General features: G+C 60.1%; 8 protein-coding genes. 5 read left to right on the plus strand and 3 right to left on the minus strand.

Going from position 1 to position 17,144, the window contains the following annotated elements; translation table 11 throughout:
• Positions 1–290: 290 nt before the first annotated feature.
• From LAO20_17275 to LAO20_17290, 4 genes are all read left to right on the plus strand, one after another.
• Complete coding sequence (locus tag LAO20_17275) at positions 291–2,699, plus strand: fibronectin type III domain-containing protein (protein ID MBZ5533184.1); 2,409 nt, start codon at positions 291–293, stop codon at positions 2,697–2,699.
• A gap of 1,000 nt (positions 2,700–3,699) precedes the next feature.
• The gene (locus tag LAO20_17280; protein MBZ5533185.1) at positions 3,700–8,259 is read left to right on the plus strand and encodes a fibronectin type III domain-containing protein; all 4,560 of its coding nucleotides are present in this window, start codon (positions 3,700–3,702) and stop codon (positions 8,257–8,259) included.
• Positions 8,260–8,501: 242 nt separating this feature from the next.
• On the plus strand, positions 8,502–9,194 hold the full coding sequence (locus LAO20_17285) for a Crp/Fnr family transcriptional regulator (protein MBZ5533186.1): 693 nt from the start codon (positions 8,502–8,504) through the stop codon (positions 9,192–9,194).
• Between the two features lie 203 nt (positions 9,195–9,397).
• A complete protein-coding gene (locus tag LAO20_17290; GenBank protein ID MBZ5533187.1) occupies positions 9,398–12,088 on the plus strand; it encodes a glucosidase in 2,691 nt (896 codons plus the stop codon).
• 16 nt (positions 12,089–12,104) lie between these two features.
• Here the strand turns inward: LAO20_17290 and LAO20_17295 are convergent, their stop codons facing one another.
• From LAO20_17295 to LAO20_17305, 3 genes are all read right to left on the minus strand, one after another.
• On the minus strand, positions 12,105–13,520 hold the full coding sequence (locus LAO20_17295) for an aminotransferase class V-fold PLP-dependent enzyme (protein ID MBZ5533188.1): 1,416 nt from the start codon (positions 13,518–13,520) through the stop codon (positions 12,105–12,107).
• A 304-nt stretch (positions 13,521–13,824) separates the two neighbouring features.
• Positions 13,825–14,835 (minus strand): SCO family protein, encoded by a 1,011-nt coding sequence (locus LAO20_17300; protein MBZ5533189.1) that lies wholly within the window; start codon positions 14,833–14,835, stop codon positions 13,825–13,827.
• 126 nt (positions 14,836–14,961) lie between these two features.
• A complete protein-coding gene (locus tag LAO20_17305; GenBank protein MBZ5533190.1) occupies positions 14,962–16,821 on the minus strand; it encodes a multicopper oxidase domain-containing protein in 1,860 nt (619 codons plus the stop codon).
• Between LAO20_17305 and LAO20_17310 the strand changes: the two genes are divergently transcribed.
• The coding region (locus LAO20_17310) for a phage terminase large subunit (protein ID MBZ5533191.1) at positions 16,807–17,144 on the plus strand (338 nt) is incomplete at its 3' end. The two genes, LAO20_17305 and LAO20_17310, sit on opposite strands and share 15 nt — an antisense overlap.

Consider the following 17,144-nt stretch of genomic DNA (forward strand, 5'->3'; position numbering starts at 1 on the left):
GGGCCACGGCTCCATTTGTTAAGTGACCCCAGGGCATCCCCAACCCTGGTGAGCTGTTCCGGGCGGCCCGCTTGTCCCCATGAAGGCGAAGCTGCAACTGCAGTTCACGTTGATTGTCGCGGAGGCAAAGCGCTTCCGGACAGGAAAGACGGAATGTTTTGATGAGCAGCAGCTTCTGTACAACAAACAATTCTGGGCCGATATCGGGCAAGGTACGACCGGTACCTTTGCTTGCCCTTTGTCTGGCTCTCCTCCTGGCGTTTGCCGCAAGCACAGCAAGCGCCCAGAACGTGACAGAAATCAATACCCCCACTACCACCACACTCTGGGCCGGGACCCTGGATTTTGTCCAGTTTGGTCTATCTTCGCTGACGTTTCCCGCCTCCGGAGTGATACTGCCAGGCACGGCCATCAGCCAGTTCACCGGCAAGCCGGTTCGCCATCTGTGGTACGGCGATTCCAGCAACGGCTTCTGCCGCGTTGATCCGGAAATTGACGATCCCAACCTGACTCAGCCGGCGCCGGGCATCGGTCGCTTCAACAACATCATCACTACTTGCGTCGGCGCCATTCAGGCGGGTGCTTTCGCGCCCATGCAAGCCACCTTCGACGCGTCCACGAATACCATCTATGCACCGGATATTTCCCGTACCGCCAACGGCATCATCCGCATGCATTACATTCCCGGCGGTGACAACGGACATGGGTCGATTGATCCGATTCACGTTGAATCCCTCATGGGTAACCAGACGGCGCGAAACGCCGCCGGCGGCTGCCCGGTAGTCACGGACCCGCGCAACGGAGCCACGCCCTTTACCATGGGAGCCTCGGCGCTCGGGCCGGATGGCAACCTGTACATTGGATGGTTTCGCAACGGCACCATCGCGCGCATTCCGCATCCGGCCACGTTTGATCCTGCCAACCCGGCCGATTGCGCCAGCATTGACGTGCCGATCTTCGCGTCCGATGCCAGGTTTGGCGCGGGCGGTGCCGCAGGCCATACCTTTGGCCTGGCCTGGATTGGCCACACACTGTTTGGCGCGGACAATATCAGTCCGTGGTTCAAAGACAACGCCGACCAGTGCAACACGCCGGCCAACGGCTTTGTTCGCTGTGGCCCGGTGCAGGGCGCCGGAACTGAAATCCTAGCGGCCTTTGCTCCCGGTCCGCAGGCCGGCATTGTCAGCGACTACACCTATAACGGTCCCAACACAACCTTTCCCGGAAACTCGTTGATCGCGGCCACCCTCAGCGGGTTGGTCAAGATCGCCAACGCCACTGACGTCGCCAATCTGACGGTGCAACCTTCGTACGGCGGCACGTTCTGCTTTGTCACCGGCGTCACCATTGACACCAGCGACCTGGCGAACGAAACCATCTACGTTGGATCAGATTGCACGCAGGGCGCGATTAACGGCGCTGCGCAGATCTGGCGGGTCAAGCCAGAGCCGCCTGCGGCTGCGCCTCCGGCCACTCCGACTCTGGTTTCCGCCACGGCCACCGCCAACGCGGCAACCGTGAACTGGATCCCAGTGCCCAACGGCCAAGCCATCGCGAACTTTGTTGTACGCACGTTGCTCGCGAATGGTGCGGCTTCCGGAGTTCCTGATCTGACGGTTGGACCCGGCGCGAATGGAATTGTTCCCCGCGCGACGCTCGTCACGGGACTCACCAACGGAGTTGCGCTCCAGTTCCAGGTGCAAGCCTGCAACAGCAACGGTTGCAGTCCGTTCTCCATTGCCAGCGCCGCAGTCACGCCGCAAGCCCTGACTGCTCCTGGAGCGCCAACCGGCGTTGTCGCCAGCGGGCTTAACGCTTCCGCCCAGGTTGCCTGGTCCACTCCAGCCAACACCGGAGGATCACCGATCACCGGTTACACCATTACTGCGCTGATTGGAGGAGTACCCACAGCCCTCAAAACCAACGCGCCGCCAACAGCTACGGGCGCGGTGATCACTGGCTTGACCAATGGCACCACCTACAGCTTCACCGTCCATGCCACCAACGCGACGGGCAGTAGCACAGAGTCGCTGCCATCCAACGCGGTCACGCCTTTTGTGCCCAACGTGAACGATCTGGCAATCACCATGACCGCACCGGCCTCAGTGAACGCTGGTGCATTCGTGAACTTCAACATGGTGGTGACCAACGGCGGGCCTGGAAACGCGGCGGATGTGACTCTCTCCGACACCATTCCCGGGACGTTCCAGTCGTTTACCACCACCCAGGGCGTCTGCGTTCGCACCGGAAGCATCCTTAGCTGCAACCTGGGCGGGATGGTTGCCGGAGCCACCGCGACGATCAAGCTGACCGTGGCGATTGGCACCACGGCCATGACCAACACGGCCTCGGTGCAACTCAGAGATGCCAACGGCAACATCGTGAACAACGATCCTAACCTGACGAACAACCTGGCGAGTGCGACAACCGCAGTCAACGTTGTTGCGCCGCCCACTCCTCTTCCTCCTGCTCCTCCGCCGGTAGCTGGCGGCGGTGGCGGCGGCGGCGGTGGTGGTAAAGGCGGCGGCGGCGGAGCTGCTGGCGGCGGCGGTGGTGGTGGTGGAGCTGCCGGCGGTGGCGGTGGTGGTGGTGGTGGCAAAGGCGGCGGTGGCGGAGCTGCTGCCGGCGGCGCTGCTACCGGTGGGGCTGCCGGAGCGGCTGCTCCCACAGTCAAGACTGGCGGTAGAGGAAAGGGTTAATGCGGATTTACGCAATAACCTTGATTGCGAAAACGATCGGCGCGATAGGGCATATCGGGTCGTTTTCGGCCGGGGTGCAGCTACTGACGGAGCACCCCGGTTTACTCAAAATCCGGCATCGTTGCTAACCGGCAAAGATGCCTGATCGTGTGGGCTGCTGGGATAATCGGAAAGGCCCGGCAGCCTGCATCACAAAGAAGAGAACCATGGAAGTGAATTACGGACAAGTACTGCAAGATTCCTGGGCACGATCTCCAGGAAGGGCCCCAGGCTTATGAACTTCGTTTTGGCACTGCTTAGGGAAGTTGGACAGCCAATTTGCGGACAGGCAAAAGGGCTTTCCAGCTTCCCCTCCTTACCGGCACTCTTCTGATTGGGCTTCCGCCTGCCTCAGCCTTGCCATTTCTGTCGTATTCGGATACTTCTCTCTATGCGTGCAGGCAATTACACAAAAAAATATAGGTCGGCATGCATTCTTAGAAACTTTAATAATTCTCCAATAGCCGTCTAATGTTCAAGAGAGAACATACTCCCATCGACGGCTAGATGCTTCCGGACCTTCTCACGCGCTGGTCAGACTTTAACGACCGGGATGTTGTTCCGAGCATCCAACTGAAAAGGTTAACTTTTCAGGCTCCGGGTGGACCGTCGGTGCAACGCTCTTGTTGGCATCCCGATGGCCAAGCAAGGACGGCTTTTGAGAAAGCCCCGGGGTTTGTCCCGCTCTAACGGATGGCGGAGATTGAAACCCTTCCTGCTCGCCTCGCCTTACATGTCAACCAGCCTGCTTCTTACCCATAGCGCGTTCGCACTCGCCGTCCCCCTGTGTTTCCCCTGCCTGAACCGGCAAGCATCTAGCCGTCGGATTGACTGCAGTTTCCCCTGAGGGTGGCTGCTTCCGGGCAGGAGGGACACGTTGATGTCAAGCTGGAGACGGATTTTTGAATTTGGGGGCCCCATTTCCGGGATTTCAGGGGCTTCACAAAAGAGCAAGCTTTGGATGGGCCTTGCTCTACTCCTGGTGCTGGCGGCCGGCGCCGCCAGCGCTCAGAGTCCAACGGAGTTTGCCACAGGCGTAACTTCTCCCGGCGGAGGTTTAGTCCTGAGCGGTACCGCAATCAATCCGGCAACGGGCCAGCCGTACAGGCATCTGTGGACCAGCGACCAGGGAGGCTTCGGCCTCTGCCGCCTGGATCCTGATGTGGATACACCTGGGCCGCACTTCATCAACGGCGGAACCTGCATGCCCATCATTGATGGCGTCTTCTTCAAGCCCGGCCAGTTTGCCTTTGATCCCGCTACCAACAATATCTACGCTGTTGATCTGCAAGCCAATTCCCGCGGGATCTTCCGCCTGCATTACATTCCTTCGGGAAGCAGCGGCCACGGGTCGGTGGATCCGATTCACACGGAAGTTTTAGGCGGCAATCAACTGGGCGGGCGTCAGACCCTGCCGGGTTGCGGCATCGCCGGGAATGTCCCCAATTCGGCGGTGCTGGGGCCCGACGGCAACCTATATATAGGATTCAAAGCCAGCGGCGACATTCTCCGTGTGGCTGCTCCCCAGACCGAGCCGCTGCCTTGCGCCAACGTGCAGGTGATCGGAACCACTGCGGACGGCAGGAAGAACTTTGGTCTGGGCTGGATTGGCCACGACCTGTTCGGCGGCGACGGGCTGGCCGCCTGGGTGATCCCCAGCGCTGACCAATGCTTGACGCCACCGAACGGCAACATACCTTGCCACGCAACCAACATTCTTGTAGGACAGACGGCGACCCCCAGCTTTGTCATGAGTGATCAGATCTATCCGGCGCTCAACGGCAGAAAGCTGTTTGTCGGCAATCCCAGCGACCTTACATTGGTGGACATTGCAACCCAGCAGGTGACTCTGGGCTTTGCCACAGGCTTCCAGTTCCTCAGCGGAATGGCGCTCGATCCTACCAACATGAACCTGTACGTGGCGGATGATCCGACAGAAGGGATTGTCGGCGGATTTGGACGCTGGTGGTTTCTGGGTAACAGCGGCGGCAGCATCGCTCCGGTATCTCTGGTGAGGTTTGCCGACGGAGTGACCGCGCCATCGGGAGGAACAGTGCTGATCGGTTCGGGAATCAATCCCGTCAGCGGCAAGCCCTTCCGGCATCTATGGTCAGGCGATCAGGGCGGGTTCGGACTCTGCCGCCTGGATCCGGACATTGATTCTCCCGGTCCACACGTCATGAACGCCAGCACCTGCATTCCGTTTGTTGCCGGGGTGCAGTTCAAGCCGGGCCAGATGGCTTTTGATCCGATTACCAACAATCTTTATGCGGTGGACATGCAAGCCAACACTAAAGGCATTTTCCGCCTGCATTTTCTCCCCGATGCGGATAACGGCCATGGCGGCGTGGACATCATTCACCAGGAAGTCCTGGCCGGAAACGGCGGCGTGGGACGCAACGGCCTCCCAGGTTGCGGCATTGCCGGCAACGTTCCCAATTCAGCGGTGCTGGGTCCTGACGGCAACCTTTACGTAGGCTTCAAAGCCAGCGGTGACATTCTTCGCATTACAGGCCCGCAGACTGATCCTGTTCCGTGCAGCAACGTTCAGGTGATAGGCAGCACTCCCGACAACACCAGGGACATGGGTCTGGGATGGATTGGTCATGATCTGTTCGGCGGTGATGGCCGTGCCGCGTTCATCATCCCCAACGCCGACCAGTGCATGACCCCGCAGAACCCGAACCCGTGCCATGGCAACAACATTCTGCAGCGCGAAACGGCCAACCCATCGTTTGTGATGAGTGACCAGATGTATCCGGCGCTGAACGGCAGAAATCTGCTTGTGGGCCAGCCGGGAAGCATCACCCTGGTGAATCCTGTATCTCTTGAGGTCAACCTTAATTTTGTAAACGGCTTCCAACTGCTGAGCGCCATCACGCTGGATCCAACCGATCTGACGCTTTTCGTCGCGGATGACCCGTCGGCCGGGCTCTTGCCGCAACAAGGACATTGGTGGCAGGCTGCTCCGGTGCAGGTCACGCCCAAAGTGCCCGGCGCGCCTCTGTTTGTGCAGGGTATCGCTGAGGACGCTGCAGCGCTGATTAGCTGGACCCCGTTCCCGGATGGCCAGACCATTACCAGCTACACGGTACGCGCGTCATTTTCCAGCTCCGGCGTACCGGTACCAGACGTCATCGTGACTGCGCCTCCGGGAAGCACTGCCGTGCCGCCCTCAGTGACCGTGACCGGCCTGGTCAACAACTCGCAGTATTCGTTTATCGTAGCGGCAACCAACGACGTTGGCACCAGCCGCTGGTCTCTGCCCAGCAGGCTCATTCAGCCGTTTGCTCCTGCCGTGCCCAAAAAACCTGCCCACGTTTTTGCGGCCGGGCATGATTCCTCGGCCACCGTGTCGTGGACAGCCGTCCCGGACTACTTGAACGGAGGCTTCCCCATCATTGTGTACCGCGTTGAAGTGGACGCCGATGGTGTTGAGGTGCAGATTGAAGATGTTCCCGCGTTGCAGACCTCGACGGAAATCACCGGCTTGAAGAACGGCACGCCATACACATTCAGGATCTATGCCACAAACAAGCTGGGTGACAGCGTGGCTTCGCTGCCTTCGAATGTGGTTGTCCCCTCGGCAACGCCGGTAGGGAGCGCTCCCGGCCAGCCCACGGGAGTCTCCGCCGTCGCCGGCAACGGGTCCGCCTCGGTTTCCTGGAGTGCTCCAGCGTCTAGCGGCAGCAGTCCGATCACCGGATACTTCGTCCACGCGCTGGTGAATGGAGCATTTGCGCCCATCACCGCGATCGCCAATGCGCCGAACACCAGCGCGACGATCAACGGCCTGACCAATGGGACCACTTATACGTTTGACGTCCAGGCTGTAAACGCATACGGCTTAGGACAGCTGTCGCCACCGTCGAATGCGGTAGTGCCCAGCACGCAGATCACTCCTAAAGGCGTGGTTCCGGGCGTGCCGACCGCGGTCAACGCCGTGGGCGGATTGAACTCAGCCACGGTCTCATGGACTGCGCCGGCCAGCAGCGGTTCCAGCGCGATCACCAACTACAGCGTGGTCGTGCTCGCCGGTGGTGGGCCAAGCGGAATCTCCATCAACGTGCCCGCGCCTGGCACGCAAGCGGTGGTGAACGGATTGACCCCAGGCACCAGTTATGCGTTCCAGGTCCACGCATTCAATGCCGCGGGCGACAGCGGCGCGTTGCTAACATCCAATACGATCACTCCCACGGCGCCGCCGGCAAACACGGCCCCTGGTGTGCCAACCAATGTGGTTGCGTCCGCGGGCACGGGTTCGGCAAGTGTCGCGTGGACTGCTCCCGCTTCCAACGGCGGCCAGCCTGTCACCAGTTATGTCGTCGTCGCTCTGGCGGGCGGAGCTCCAACCAACCAGACGATGACCGTGACTGCGCCCACCAGTGCCGTGGTCTTCAACGGTTTGACCGGCGGAAACACCTACACGTTTGTGGTTCACGCCGTCAACTCCGTGGGCGACAGCGGTGCCTCGGCGCCTTCCAACGCGATTACCCTGGCTGGGCCTCCGCCCGCGGCCTCTGAGCCCAACGTTACTGTGACCCTGAGCGGGCCCACCAGCGTGCCGGCCGGAGTGAATGGAAACTTCGCGATTACCGTCACCAACAATGGATCTGGCGCCGCCTCTCGCGTGACGCTTACCCACACGTTTACCGCAAGCAGCGCGACGCGGGTGTCGCACACCATCAGCCAGGGCAATTGCACGGAGCGCGGCGCCAAGCTTGTTTGCGAGTTAGGCGGCATGGCGCCAGGTTCCAGCGTGACGCTGAACGTTGCACTCGCCGTGCACGCAGCCTTCACCAGCAAGGCCATCGTGCTGGCCTGGGATGTCAGCGGACGCACGGTAGCGGCGTCGAATCCCGCGAGCGGCGTGACGAAAATGAGTACTTCCATGGCGGCGGCAGTCGCCGCCAGCACCACCACGGACCTGCAGATTTCCGGTTCAACCGTGGCGGCCGGCGCCAACACCACTGTTCTGTGGGTGGTGTCAAACCTTTCGCCGCAACCGGCAAACACCGTGCAGTTCACCAATCAATTGCCCTCAACCCTGCAATTTGTGGACGTCACCACCAGCGCGGGAGTGAACTGCACCGCCCCTGCCGCAGGTTCGGCCGGCTCATTGGTCACCTGCAGTTTGACGTCACTTGCCGGTGGGCAAGATATGGTCGTTGCCGTCACAGTTAGTCCCACGGCCGGGGCCACCTCTTTTACCGATACTGCGTCCGTGGCTTTTTCCGGAACGGACAGCCAACCGGCCAACAATTCAGCTTCTGTAACCTTCACTGCCGCGGCCAGCGCGATCGTCAGCCTTGCCGGCGGCGGTGCTGTAAGCGCGGGTGGCAATGGCGGGGCCACCGGCGGAAATTCCGGCGGCGCTACTTTCGGCGGGAATAGTAGCGCCACCGGGCCTAATCCTGATAATGTTAGCAACCACAGCGGAGTTGTGGCCGCAGGGACTCGTCGCCAGCAGTTCGGTGCGGTTCTCCCGGACGCAAACCCGCGCGGCAATCGGGCGCAATGAAGTTTGGTTTTTAACGAGGTTGTAACCGTACTCCTGCCCGATGGTTTACGGCTACAGCAGGGGCTGTCGTTCAGTTCGGCCCGCAAAGCGGCAGCCCCGACTATTATCTTCCACGCGGGAAGCTGAAGCACTCGCTGATCATACGCGTGCAATTGCTCAAACCAGGAACCGGATTCGGGCCCGGCGCTGGGATTGAGCACTCGGCGAACAACCAATGGTCGTTACACGGAACTTTACATAGCATGCAGCCCGAACAAGTTACTCCCTCAGCAATCGCGTCCGCTCCCAGGCCGCTTTATGGCCTGGACTTTCAAATTGCGGACCTTCTCTTTCCCAACGGCATGAACGGCAACCTCCTTCTTCTAAGAAGGAAAGAAATGCTTTTTCGCCAGGACACAACCGCTGACGCCGCGTTTTACCTGCAAGAAGGCCGGATCAAGCTTCGCGTGGCGTCGGCAGGCGGCCGGATCGCTACGGTGTCGCTCATGGGGCCCGGCGAACTGCTGGGCGAAGAATGCCTGGCGTCCAAGCTTTCTCTTAGACCGGCCACTGCCGTTGCTGTTTCCGATTGCACCATCGTCAGGCTTGAGCGCCTGTTCCTGGAGCAGTTGCTCCGCAGTGAACCCGGGTTCCAGGAATTCTTTCTGGATCTGGTTCTCGCCCGCAATCGCCGCATGCAACAGGACTTGATGGCCCACCTCAGCTATTCCGGAGAGAAGCGCCTGGCCCGCCTTCTGCTCCTGATTGCCGGGCTTGACGACTGTGCCCAAGACGAAAAAGTGATTCCGCGAATCAACCAGGACGAACTGGCGGAAGTGGTCGGCACCACGCGGGCCCGCGTGAGCTACTTCATGAACCGCTTTCGCGACAAGGGTTTCGTTGACTACAACGGCGAACTCACAGTGCGCAGGTCCCTGCTGGAAGTAATCCTATAGTTCCTGAGGACCAGGAAGACGCCCAGTCTGCCTCGCTGGCCATCGTCGCCGGCAAAGAGATATGCTCACGCTTGCGGCGGGCGTGTGCTTGGTACCATCCACCAAGCTGGATTTATGATGAAAGACGCTGAGGGCGGCGCCAGCGCACAGCCAACACCGTAACTTCGAACTATCGCCCCGACTCCATTCCAGTGGAGGCATTGATGACGAAAGAAGAGATACGCCTCAAGGATTCCCAGTCGCGCACCCGGCACTGGAAGCGATGGGGCCCGTACTTGAGCGAACGCGCTTGGGGCACGGTGCGAGAAGACTACAGCGCCGAGGGAGACGCCTGGGATTATTTTCCGCATGACCACGCCCGCTCCCGAGCCTACCGCTGGAGTGAGGACGGCATCGCCGGTATTTGCGACCGCCACCAGCATCTGTGCTTTGCCCTGGCGTTGTGGAACGGGCGCGACCCCATCCTGAAAGAACGCCTCTTTGGCCTCACCGGCAACCAGGGCAACCACGGCGAAGACGTAAAAGAATACTACTTCTATCTGGACAGCACACCCACGCACTCTTACATGAAGTATCTCTATAAGTATCCGCAGGCCGAGTTTCCCTACGATCAATTGCTGGAGGAAAATCAGCGGCGAGGCAAGAACGATCCCGAATTTGAACTCATGGACACCGGCGTGTTCCAGGACGACCGATATTTTGACGTCTTTGTTGAATACGCCAAGGCCAGTACGGATGACATCTGCATCGTGCTGCGGGTGGCGAACCGCGGGCCGGAGGCGGCAGAAATCCATCTGCTGCCAACGCTATGGTTCCGCAACACCTGGTCGTGGGACCCGGGGAGTCCCAGACCTGATCTGGAGCTGGACAAGGCCGGCGCGATTCACGCGGCAGACGCCGAACTGGGCGACTACCGTCTGTACTTTGCCGCGGGCGGCACTCCGCTGTTTACCGAGAATGAAAGCAACACCCAGCGTTTGTGGAACGCCGCCAACAAATCGCCCTATGTGAAAGATGCGTTTCATCACTGGGTGATTCATGGAGAAGCTTCCACCGTCAACCCGCAGATGCGCGGCACCAAGGCTGCCATCCATTACAAACTGGAGATAGCTGCCGGTCAGGAAGCAGTCGTCAAGTTGCGACTGAAGCAGCAGGACGCAGAGGCCGCGTCCGGCGACATGCTGGGCGCTGAGTTTGATCACACCTTCCAGCTGCGCCGGCAGGAAGCCGGCGAGTTTTATGGCAGCGTGGTTCCGGAAGATGCCAGCGAAGACCGCCGCAACGTGATGCGCCAGGCTTTTGCCGGACTCCTTTGGGGCAAGCAGTTCTATCACTACGTTGTGCGTGACTGGCTCAACGGAGACCCTGGCCAGCCTCCACCTGCACCGGAGCGCAAGCAAGGGCGGAACCACGCATGGGAGCATCTCTACAACGCTGACGTTATTTCCATGCCGGACAAGTGGGAGTATCCCTGGTACGCCGCTTGGGACCTGGGGTTCCATTGCGTGTCGCTTGCGCTGGTGGACCCGGACTTTGCCAAAGAACAACTGGTGCTGATGTTGCGAGAGTGGTACATGCATCCCAACGGGCAGATTCCCGCGTACGAATGGTCTTTTGGCGAAGTAAATCCTCCGGTGCACGCCTGGGCCGCATACCAGGTGTACCTCACGGACAAAGCCAAGAACGGCGGTCACGGGGACACGCAATTTCTGGAGCGCGTCTTCCACAAGCTGCTGCTGAATTTTACCTGGTGGGTGAACCGCAAAGACGTGGAAGGCATGAACGTGTTCCAGGGCGGTTTCCTCGGGCTGGACAACATTGGTGTGTTTGATCGGCGTGCGGAGCTGCCCGCGGGGGGAAACGTCGAGCAGTCTGACGGCACCAGTTGGATGGCCATGTATTCACTCGATATGCTGGCCATCGCGCTGGAACTGGCTGCCGGCGATGCGACGTATGAAGATGTGGCCAGCAAGTTCTGGGAGCACTTTGTTTACATTGCGCGCGCCATGAACCACATGGGTGATGACGGCCTCTCCCTGTGGAACCAGGAAGACAATTTTTTCTACGACGTCCTGCATCTGCCGGACGGGACGCGCTTGCCCCTGCGCGTGCGCTCCATGGTGGGATTGATCCCCTTGTATGCGGTCCAGATTCTGGAACCGGCCCTGCTTGATTCCATGCCTTCATTCAAGCGCCGCCTGGACTGGTTCATTGAAAACCGCAAAGACCTCATCGGCAACATGGCTTGCATGAAGACCCCTGGCCACCAGGAACGACGGCTTCTTTCCGTCGCGAGCAGGGAACAGCTGCGGAGCATCCTGCAGTTCATGCTGGACGAAGATGAGTTCCTCTCGCCCTGCGGCATTCGCGCCTTGTCGCGATATCACAAGGACCATCCGTACACGCTGGAGCTGGATGGCACAACGCATTCGGTGGACTATGAGCCGGCGGAATCCAGGTCCGGCCTTTTTGGAGGCAATTCCAACTGGCGCGGTCCTATCTGGTTTCCGGTGAATTATTTGCTGGTGCACGCGCTGCGCCGCTTCCACCAGTATTTCGGCGACTCCTTCAAAGTGGAGTGCCCCGCGCGTTCCGGACGGATGGCCAATCTTGACGAAGTTGCGGATGAGATCGCGCGCCGCCTGGTCAGTACGTTTGAGAGAAACGGCGAAGGCCGGCGCCCGGTATTCGGCAACAATGATAAGTTCCAGTCTGATCCTTACTGGTGCGACTACGTGCCCTTCTATGAATACTTTCATGGTGACAGCGGGGCGGGCGTGGGAGCCAGCCACCAGACCGGCTGGACGGCCCTTGCGGCCAGCATGATTTGGGAGCTGCACTTAAAGGTCAGCCAGCAGGGCGATATCGCAATGGATTTGCGGGCAGAGACTTAGTCGCACTCGCAAAGGTTCATGCCTTGAGAGTAGGCTCCGCCGCGGCCACCATGGCTTGCGCAACGGCCCGGATCGTGCGGCGAACGTCGTCCTCTGAAGTCCGCCAGTTGCATACGCTCACGCGCATCGCGCGCTGGCCGCGCCACGTGGTCCCTCCAAAGAACGCTTCGCCGGTCTTGTTGATGGCGGCGATTACCTGGTTTGTACGGCGATCATGGTCCTTGTTCTCTGGATCAAGAAATCGAACCAGCCCTTGATTGATCACCGCAGGTGACAAAACTTCAGCCCCCGGGAGGTTTCCGATTCCGGTGACGAGAGCTTTTGCGTGACCGCAGCAGCGGTCCACCAGAGCGGCGACACCATTGCGTCCAAGCTCGCGCAAAGCAGCATAGGTCGCGAAACCGCGCGCGCGTCGGGAAAATTCAGGGTTCCAATCCATCTGATCCCGCGCGACAGAGTCCATTACCAGGTAGGGCGCGTCGTAAGACATGGAGGCGCGATGCGACTGGGGATGCGCCACGAAGGCGAATCCGGAGTCATAAGGCACGTTGAGCCATTTGTGACCGTCGGTGGCCCACGAGTCGGCGGCCGCCATGCCCTCGGTCAGGCGGCGGTACTTTGGACTCGCCGCAGCCCACAGCCCAAAGGCCCCGTCCACATGCACCCATGCGTCGTGCTGGTGCGCGATTGAAATCAGAGCAGGGAAGTCATCAAACGAACCAAGATTGATTTCGCCCGCCTGCAGAAGCAGAATCGTAGGCGAGGAGGTTTTTTCCTGCAAAGCCTGAGCCACTGCTTCCGGCTGAATGCGGCCCTGGGCGTCCGTGGCCAGGCATTCGATGTTTGCCGTGCCCAGGCCGAGCAGGCGAATGGCGCGGTCCACCGATCCGTGACGCTGGTCACTGGACAGGATTCGAATCAAGGCACTTCCGCTGAGGCCGCGTTCTTCAACGTTCCAGCCGCGTTTTTTCAGGAGATGATGACGAGCGGCGGCCAGGCAAGTGGCGTGGGCCATCTGGCATCCGGTGACGACAGCAAAGCTGGCTGACTCCGGCAATTGAAAGAGCTGCTTGAGCCAGGCGCCGGCTGTTTCTTCAACCACGGCGGCTGCGGGAGCGGTGGCATGCAATCCGGCGTTCTGGTCCCAGGCGGAAGTCAGCCAGTCGGCGGCAACCGCGGAGGGAAGCGCGCCGCCGATCACCCATGCGAAGAACCTTCCACTGCCGGAACCCATGATTCCGCCTTGAACGTCGCGCACCAGTTCGGCAATCACGGTTTCAGGCGCGGTTCCTTCGTCGGCCAAGGGTCTACCCAGTTGGCGACGAAGCTGGGCGTAGTCGGCGGTGGTCCCTACCGGATTTTTGTCCAGGCCCTCAAGGTAAGAAAGCGCTTGCTCGAGTGCGAAGTTAAGTGTGGACCGGGCATCAGTCATAGTTTGTCAACCAAGGTTTTTCAACCAAGCTAAAAATATAGACTTTCTGTAAGAGACTGGAAAGTCAGCGCGCCCGCCCGATCTGCCGTTGGCGAAGAACGCTTGAGCAAATGGGTCAAAGTGAAAGGGGGGATATCCGGAAGTTGCGGTCAAAGCTGCCCGGCATCGGTCGAATACTTCGCGTTGGATGGGAAAACTCGCAGCTGGCGTCAGTCGGCAAACCTTGAAGCCCGCCAGAGGTGCCCCCCCCGGCGCTTCGTCCGCCGGCAGGGCGTGTAGCCTGATTCTTGTCGCTTGCTCTCCCTTACTGATGAGCGGAAGGATGCTCCATCTTGGCGGCCCCGGGTTTGTCTTCAGAAACGGGAGCGGCGCCAGGCGCGGGGGCTGTCTGGGTCTTGAGGAATTTGATGATGGCTGCGGTCTGCTCGTCGTCGAGACGCAGATTCGGCATGTTGACCTGTTTGTATTGCTGAAACAGGGCGGTGGCCAAGGGATCTTTGTCCGCGATCAGCTTCTCCGGAGTCTGGATCATGCGCCACAGCCAGACCTGGTCACGGGACGTGGCCACGCCCTGCAGGTCCGGACCGACCCGGTCGCCGTGGCCGATGCTGTGGCAGGCGGCACAGTGCTTGGCAAACAGGTAGCGGCCGTCGTGCTGATCAAAGTCCAACTGGGCCGCGTGGTCATAGCTGGGCCGGGTGCCCGTAGCGGCGGTATTCTGCCAACTGGTCATCCAACTGCCGATCATGTTGGCCAGGAAGCGCGGATTGTCGGTGGCCCCGTTGCGCAGCCACTGGCCGGTAGCTTCGTTGCCGATTAACACGCTGGGGGTGTGGCCGTCGCGGTCATTGGGATCGGGCTCGCTGTACAGCCCCAATTTCTTGCTGATGGTGTCAATATCGTCCTTCTTGCCGGTAAGGAAAGTCCAGCCTGGGCCGACGTGGAATTTTTCCATGTAGGCTTTCAACACTTCCGGGGTGTCGCGCTTGGGATCAATGGTGATGGAGTAGAAAAAGACATCTTTGCCAACGCGGTCGCCGAGCATCTTCTGCACCTGGACCAGTCGCGCGGTCTCCAGGGGGCAGGCGTCAACACAATGGGTATAAATGAGATCGATGACGACGATTTTGCCCTTCACCACATCGTCGTAAAAATGGACTTTTTGCCCATCCTGGGTAGTGAGTTCGACGTTCGGGAAGTAACTGCTGCCCCAGCGGGAGTTGTCGGCGACGGCAGGCCGGGCGAAGAACACGGCCGCGGTGCAGACCAACAGCGCTGAGATCGCCATGACGTTTGCCCATTTCTTACTGCGCATGGTGAGAGCTCCTGTAGTACTGCTACGTAAGAACACGAATCGAGACTTCTATTGTAGTAAACCGGCGGGCCCTGTGCTAGAGCCCGCCGGTTTGGTTTTGCATGGCGATCCAACCTGGTTCCGGTTTTAGAACGCGGTCGGAGCGATGTCGTCCGGCGGAACGAAGCCCACACCTTGAGGCGTCGGGATCGGCGTCGGCAGCGGCCGCAGGAACGGCGCGCCTCCGTTGTCGATTTCCCAACGAACCAGCATGGCGTTGTCCTCGTGGACCGTGTTATGGCAGTGCTCCATGAACATGCCGCCCCAATCACGGAACTGCATGGTCAAAGTCACGCTGCCGCCGGGACGCAGACGATATACGTCTTTGCGGCCCTGTTCCCACGCGGGAACGTTGGCAGCGCTGCCGTTGCGGGCCAGGATCTGGCCTTCTTCAAAGTGGATGTGGATCGGGTGATCCCAGCCACCGCCACCGTTGACCAGGGTCCAAACCTCACGGGAACCGTAGCTCGGAGCCGCCGAGATGCGGCCGAAGCTCGCGTTGAGCATCGGGCCGTTGTCGGTGGAAACACCCCACGGGCCAGGTTGGTTACCGGAGCCAGTGAAGAAGGCCGCTGGGTCGCCTGCGGGCAGGTTTTGTTTAGCGCCGCTGCCGAACACGAAGGTGCGCTGACGCGCCACCGGAACGTTGGACAGATCGGGGTTGGGAATCAATTGTGTGGGCACCTGGCTCTGATCAGGCTGGGCCGGGTTGCGCACGATGCGGAACTCCAGGAACTTGCCCACGCAAGGATCCGGGGACTTGCCGGCGAGAGCGTCGGCCAGTGTGCGGTCCGCTTTTGGCTTTTTGCCGTTGTTGTGTTCCGCCACGTTGACCAGCCAGACTTTGTCGCCAATGTTGTAGCGAGAAAAGTCAATGACCCAGTCGTAACGTTCGGCGATGCCCTGTTCGTCGGACATCGTTTGCGGCACAACGTTCGGGAGCAGGTTTCCGTCGTTACCGATCTGGATCATGGTCGAGCCGTCGGACAGCCCGTACTTGAAGAAGCGGGAAACGGCGGCGTTCAGGATGCGGAAGCGGTACTTGCGGCGTTCCACTTCAAAGAACGGTTTGTAGGTGAGGTTCACGGTCATCACGTCGCCGATAAATCCGTCGAACGCGAAAATGTCCATGAACAACTGGCCATTGGCATCGAAGGCCTTGTCAGCAAACATCAGGTTGACGTCGTAATCCAGGTTGCCCCAGTCCTTCGAAGTGCCCGAAGGCAGGCGCAGGTTGACGCCGTCATTGATAGACTCGTTGCCGCGATCCAGGCCGCTGTAGATGTTGAACATGGCAGCGTTGCCCTTGTACACGTTCTGGCTGGTGAAGCTGAACATGTGATCGTGGAACCAGTGGGTGGACATGGTCTCGCGCCAGTCGCCGGGGATATTGGTCAGGCCGCCGCTGCCATCAGGAGTGGAAGCGCGGCGGTCGGTAGCGCCGGTGTTGATGGAGCGGAGACCGGCCAGCACTACAGGCCAGTGATAGTCATAGAACTGGCCGGGGAAGAAGAACGCGCCGGTAAAGCCGTCGTTCTCTGCGCCGTGGTGGCCGTTGTGCTCGTGGGTGGAAATGGTGTTGCGCCCGAAGCCGTTGTTCTGCGTCACGTCAGCCGGCAAGGTGTTGTGGTGGCGGAACAGAATCGGCTCCATGTAACGGGCCTGGACCAACTTGGGAGGGATGGTTCCGTTGAATGTCCACACCGCGTTGGGACCCTGCGTGGGAAGACCGGGGTGGAACTTCAGCGGAATCGGCTGGGTCGGGTCAATGCCGGAGTTCAGACTGGATGGCACACCCGGGTTGTAAACCGTGTTGGTCTGGGCCTGGGCCTGGGACATCTCAACCGAGATCTGCGGTGCGTGGTCAGTGAAACCCTGGTGCGCCCAGATTGGTCCGCCCGGACGGCCTTCGATCGGGCCGGTGAGTCCGGTTTGTCCGTTGACCAAGGCCGGATCCAGAAGCTGCTGGGTCTGGTTGGGGCTCCTACGTACCGGATGCTTGAGGACTCGACGAGGCGGACCTTCCAGGAAGTATTGGCCACAGAGGGGATCGCCCACACCTTCAACAAACAGGAGAACCGTCTGCGTTTTTCTGAAAACGGATCGGAACTTATCTTCCGGACAATGGAAAACCCAGACCGCTTACGAGGGGCAAATCTTGCTTGGTTTGCGCTCGATGAACTTACCTATACAAGAGAAGAAGCCTGGACGCGCATTCTGGGGCGTCTTAGGCATCCAGAAGCCCGCCGCCTGTGTGGCTGCGCCGTGTG

It is taken from the genome of Terriglobia bacterium (genome assembly GCA_020072815.1).
In the GTDB taxonomy this organism is placed as follows: Bacteria; Acidobacteriota; Terriglobia; order Terriglobales; family Acidobacteriaceae; genus Angelobacter.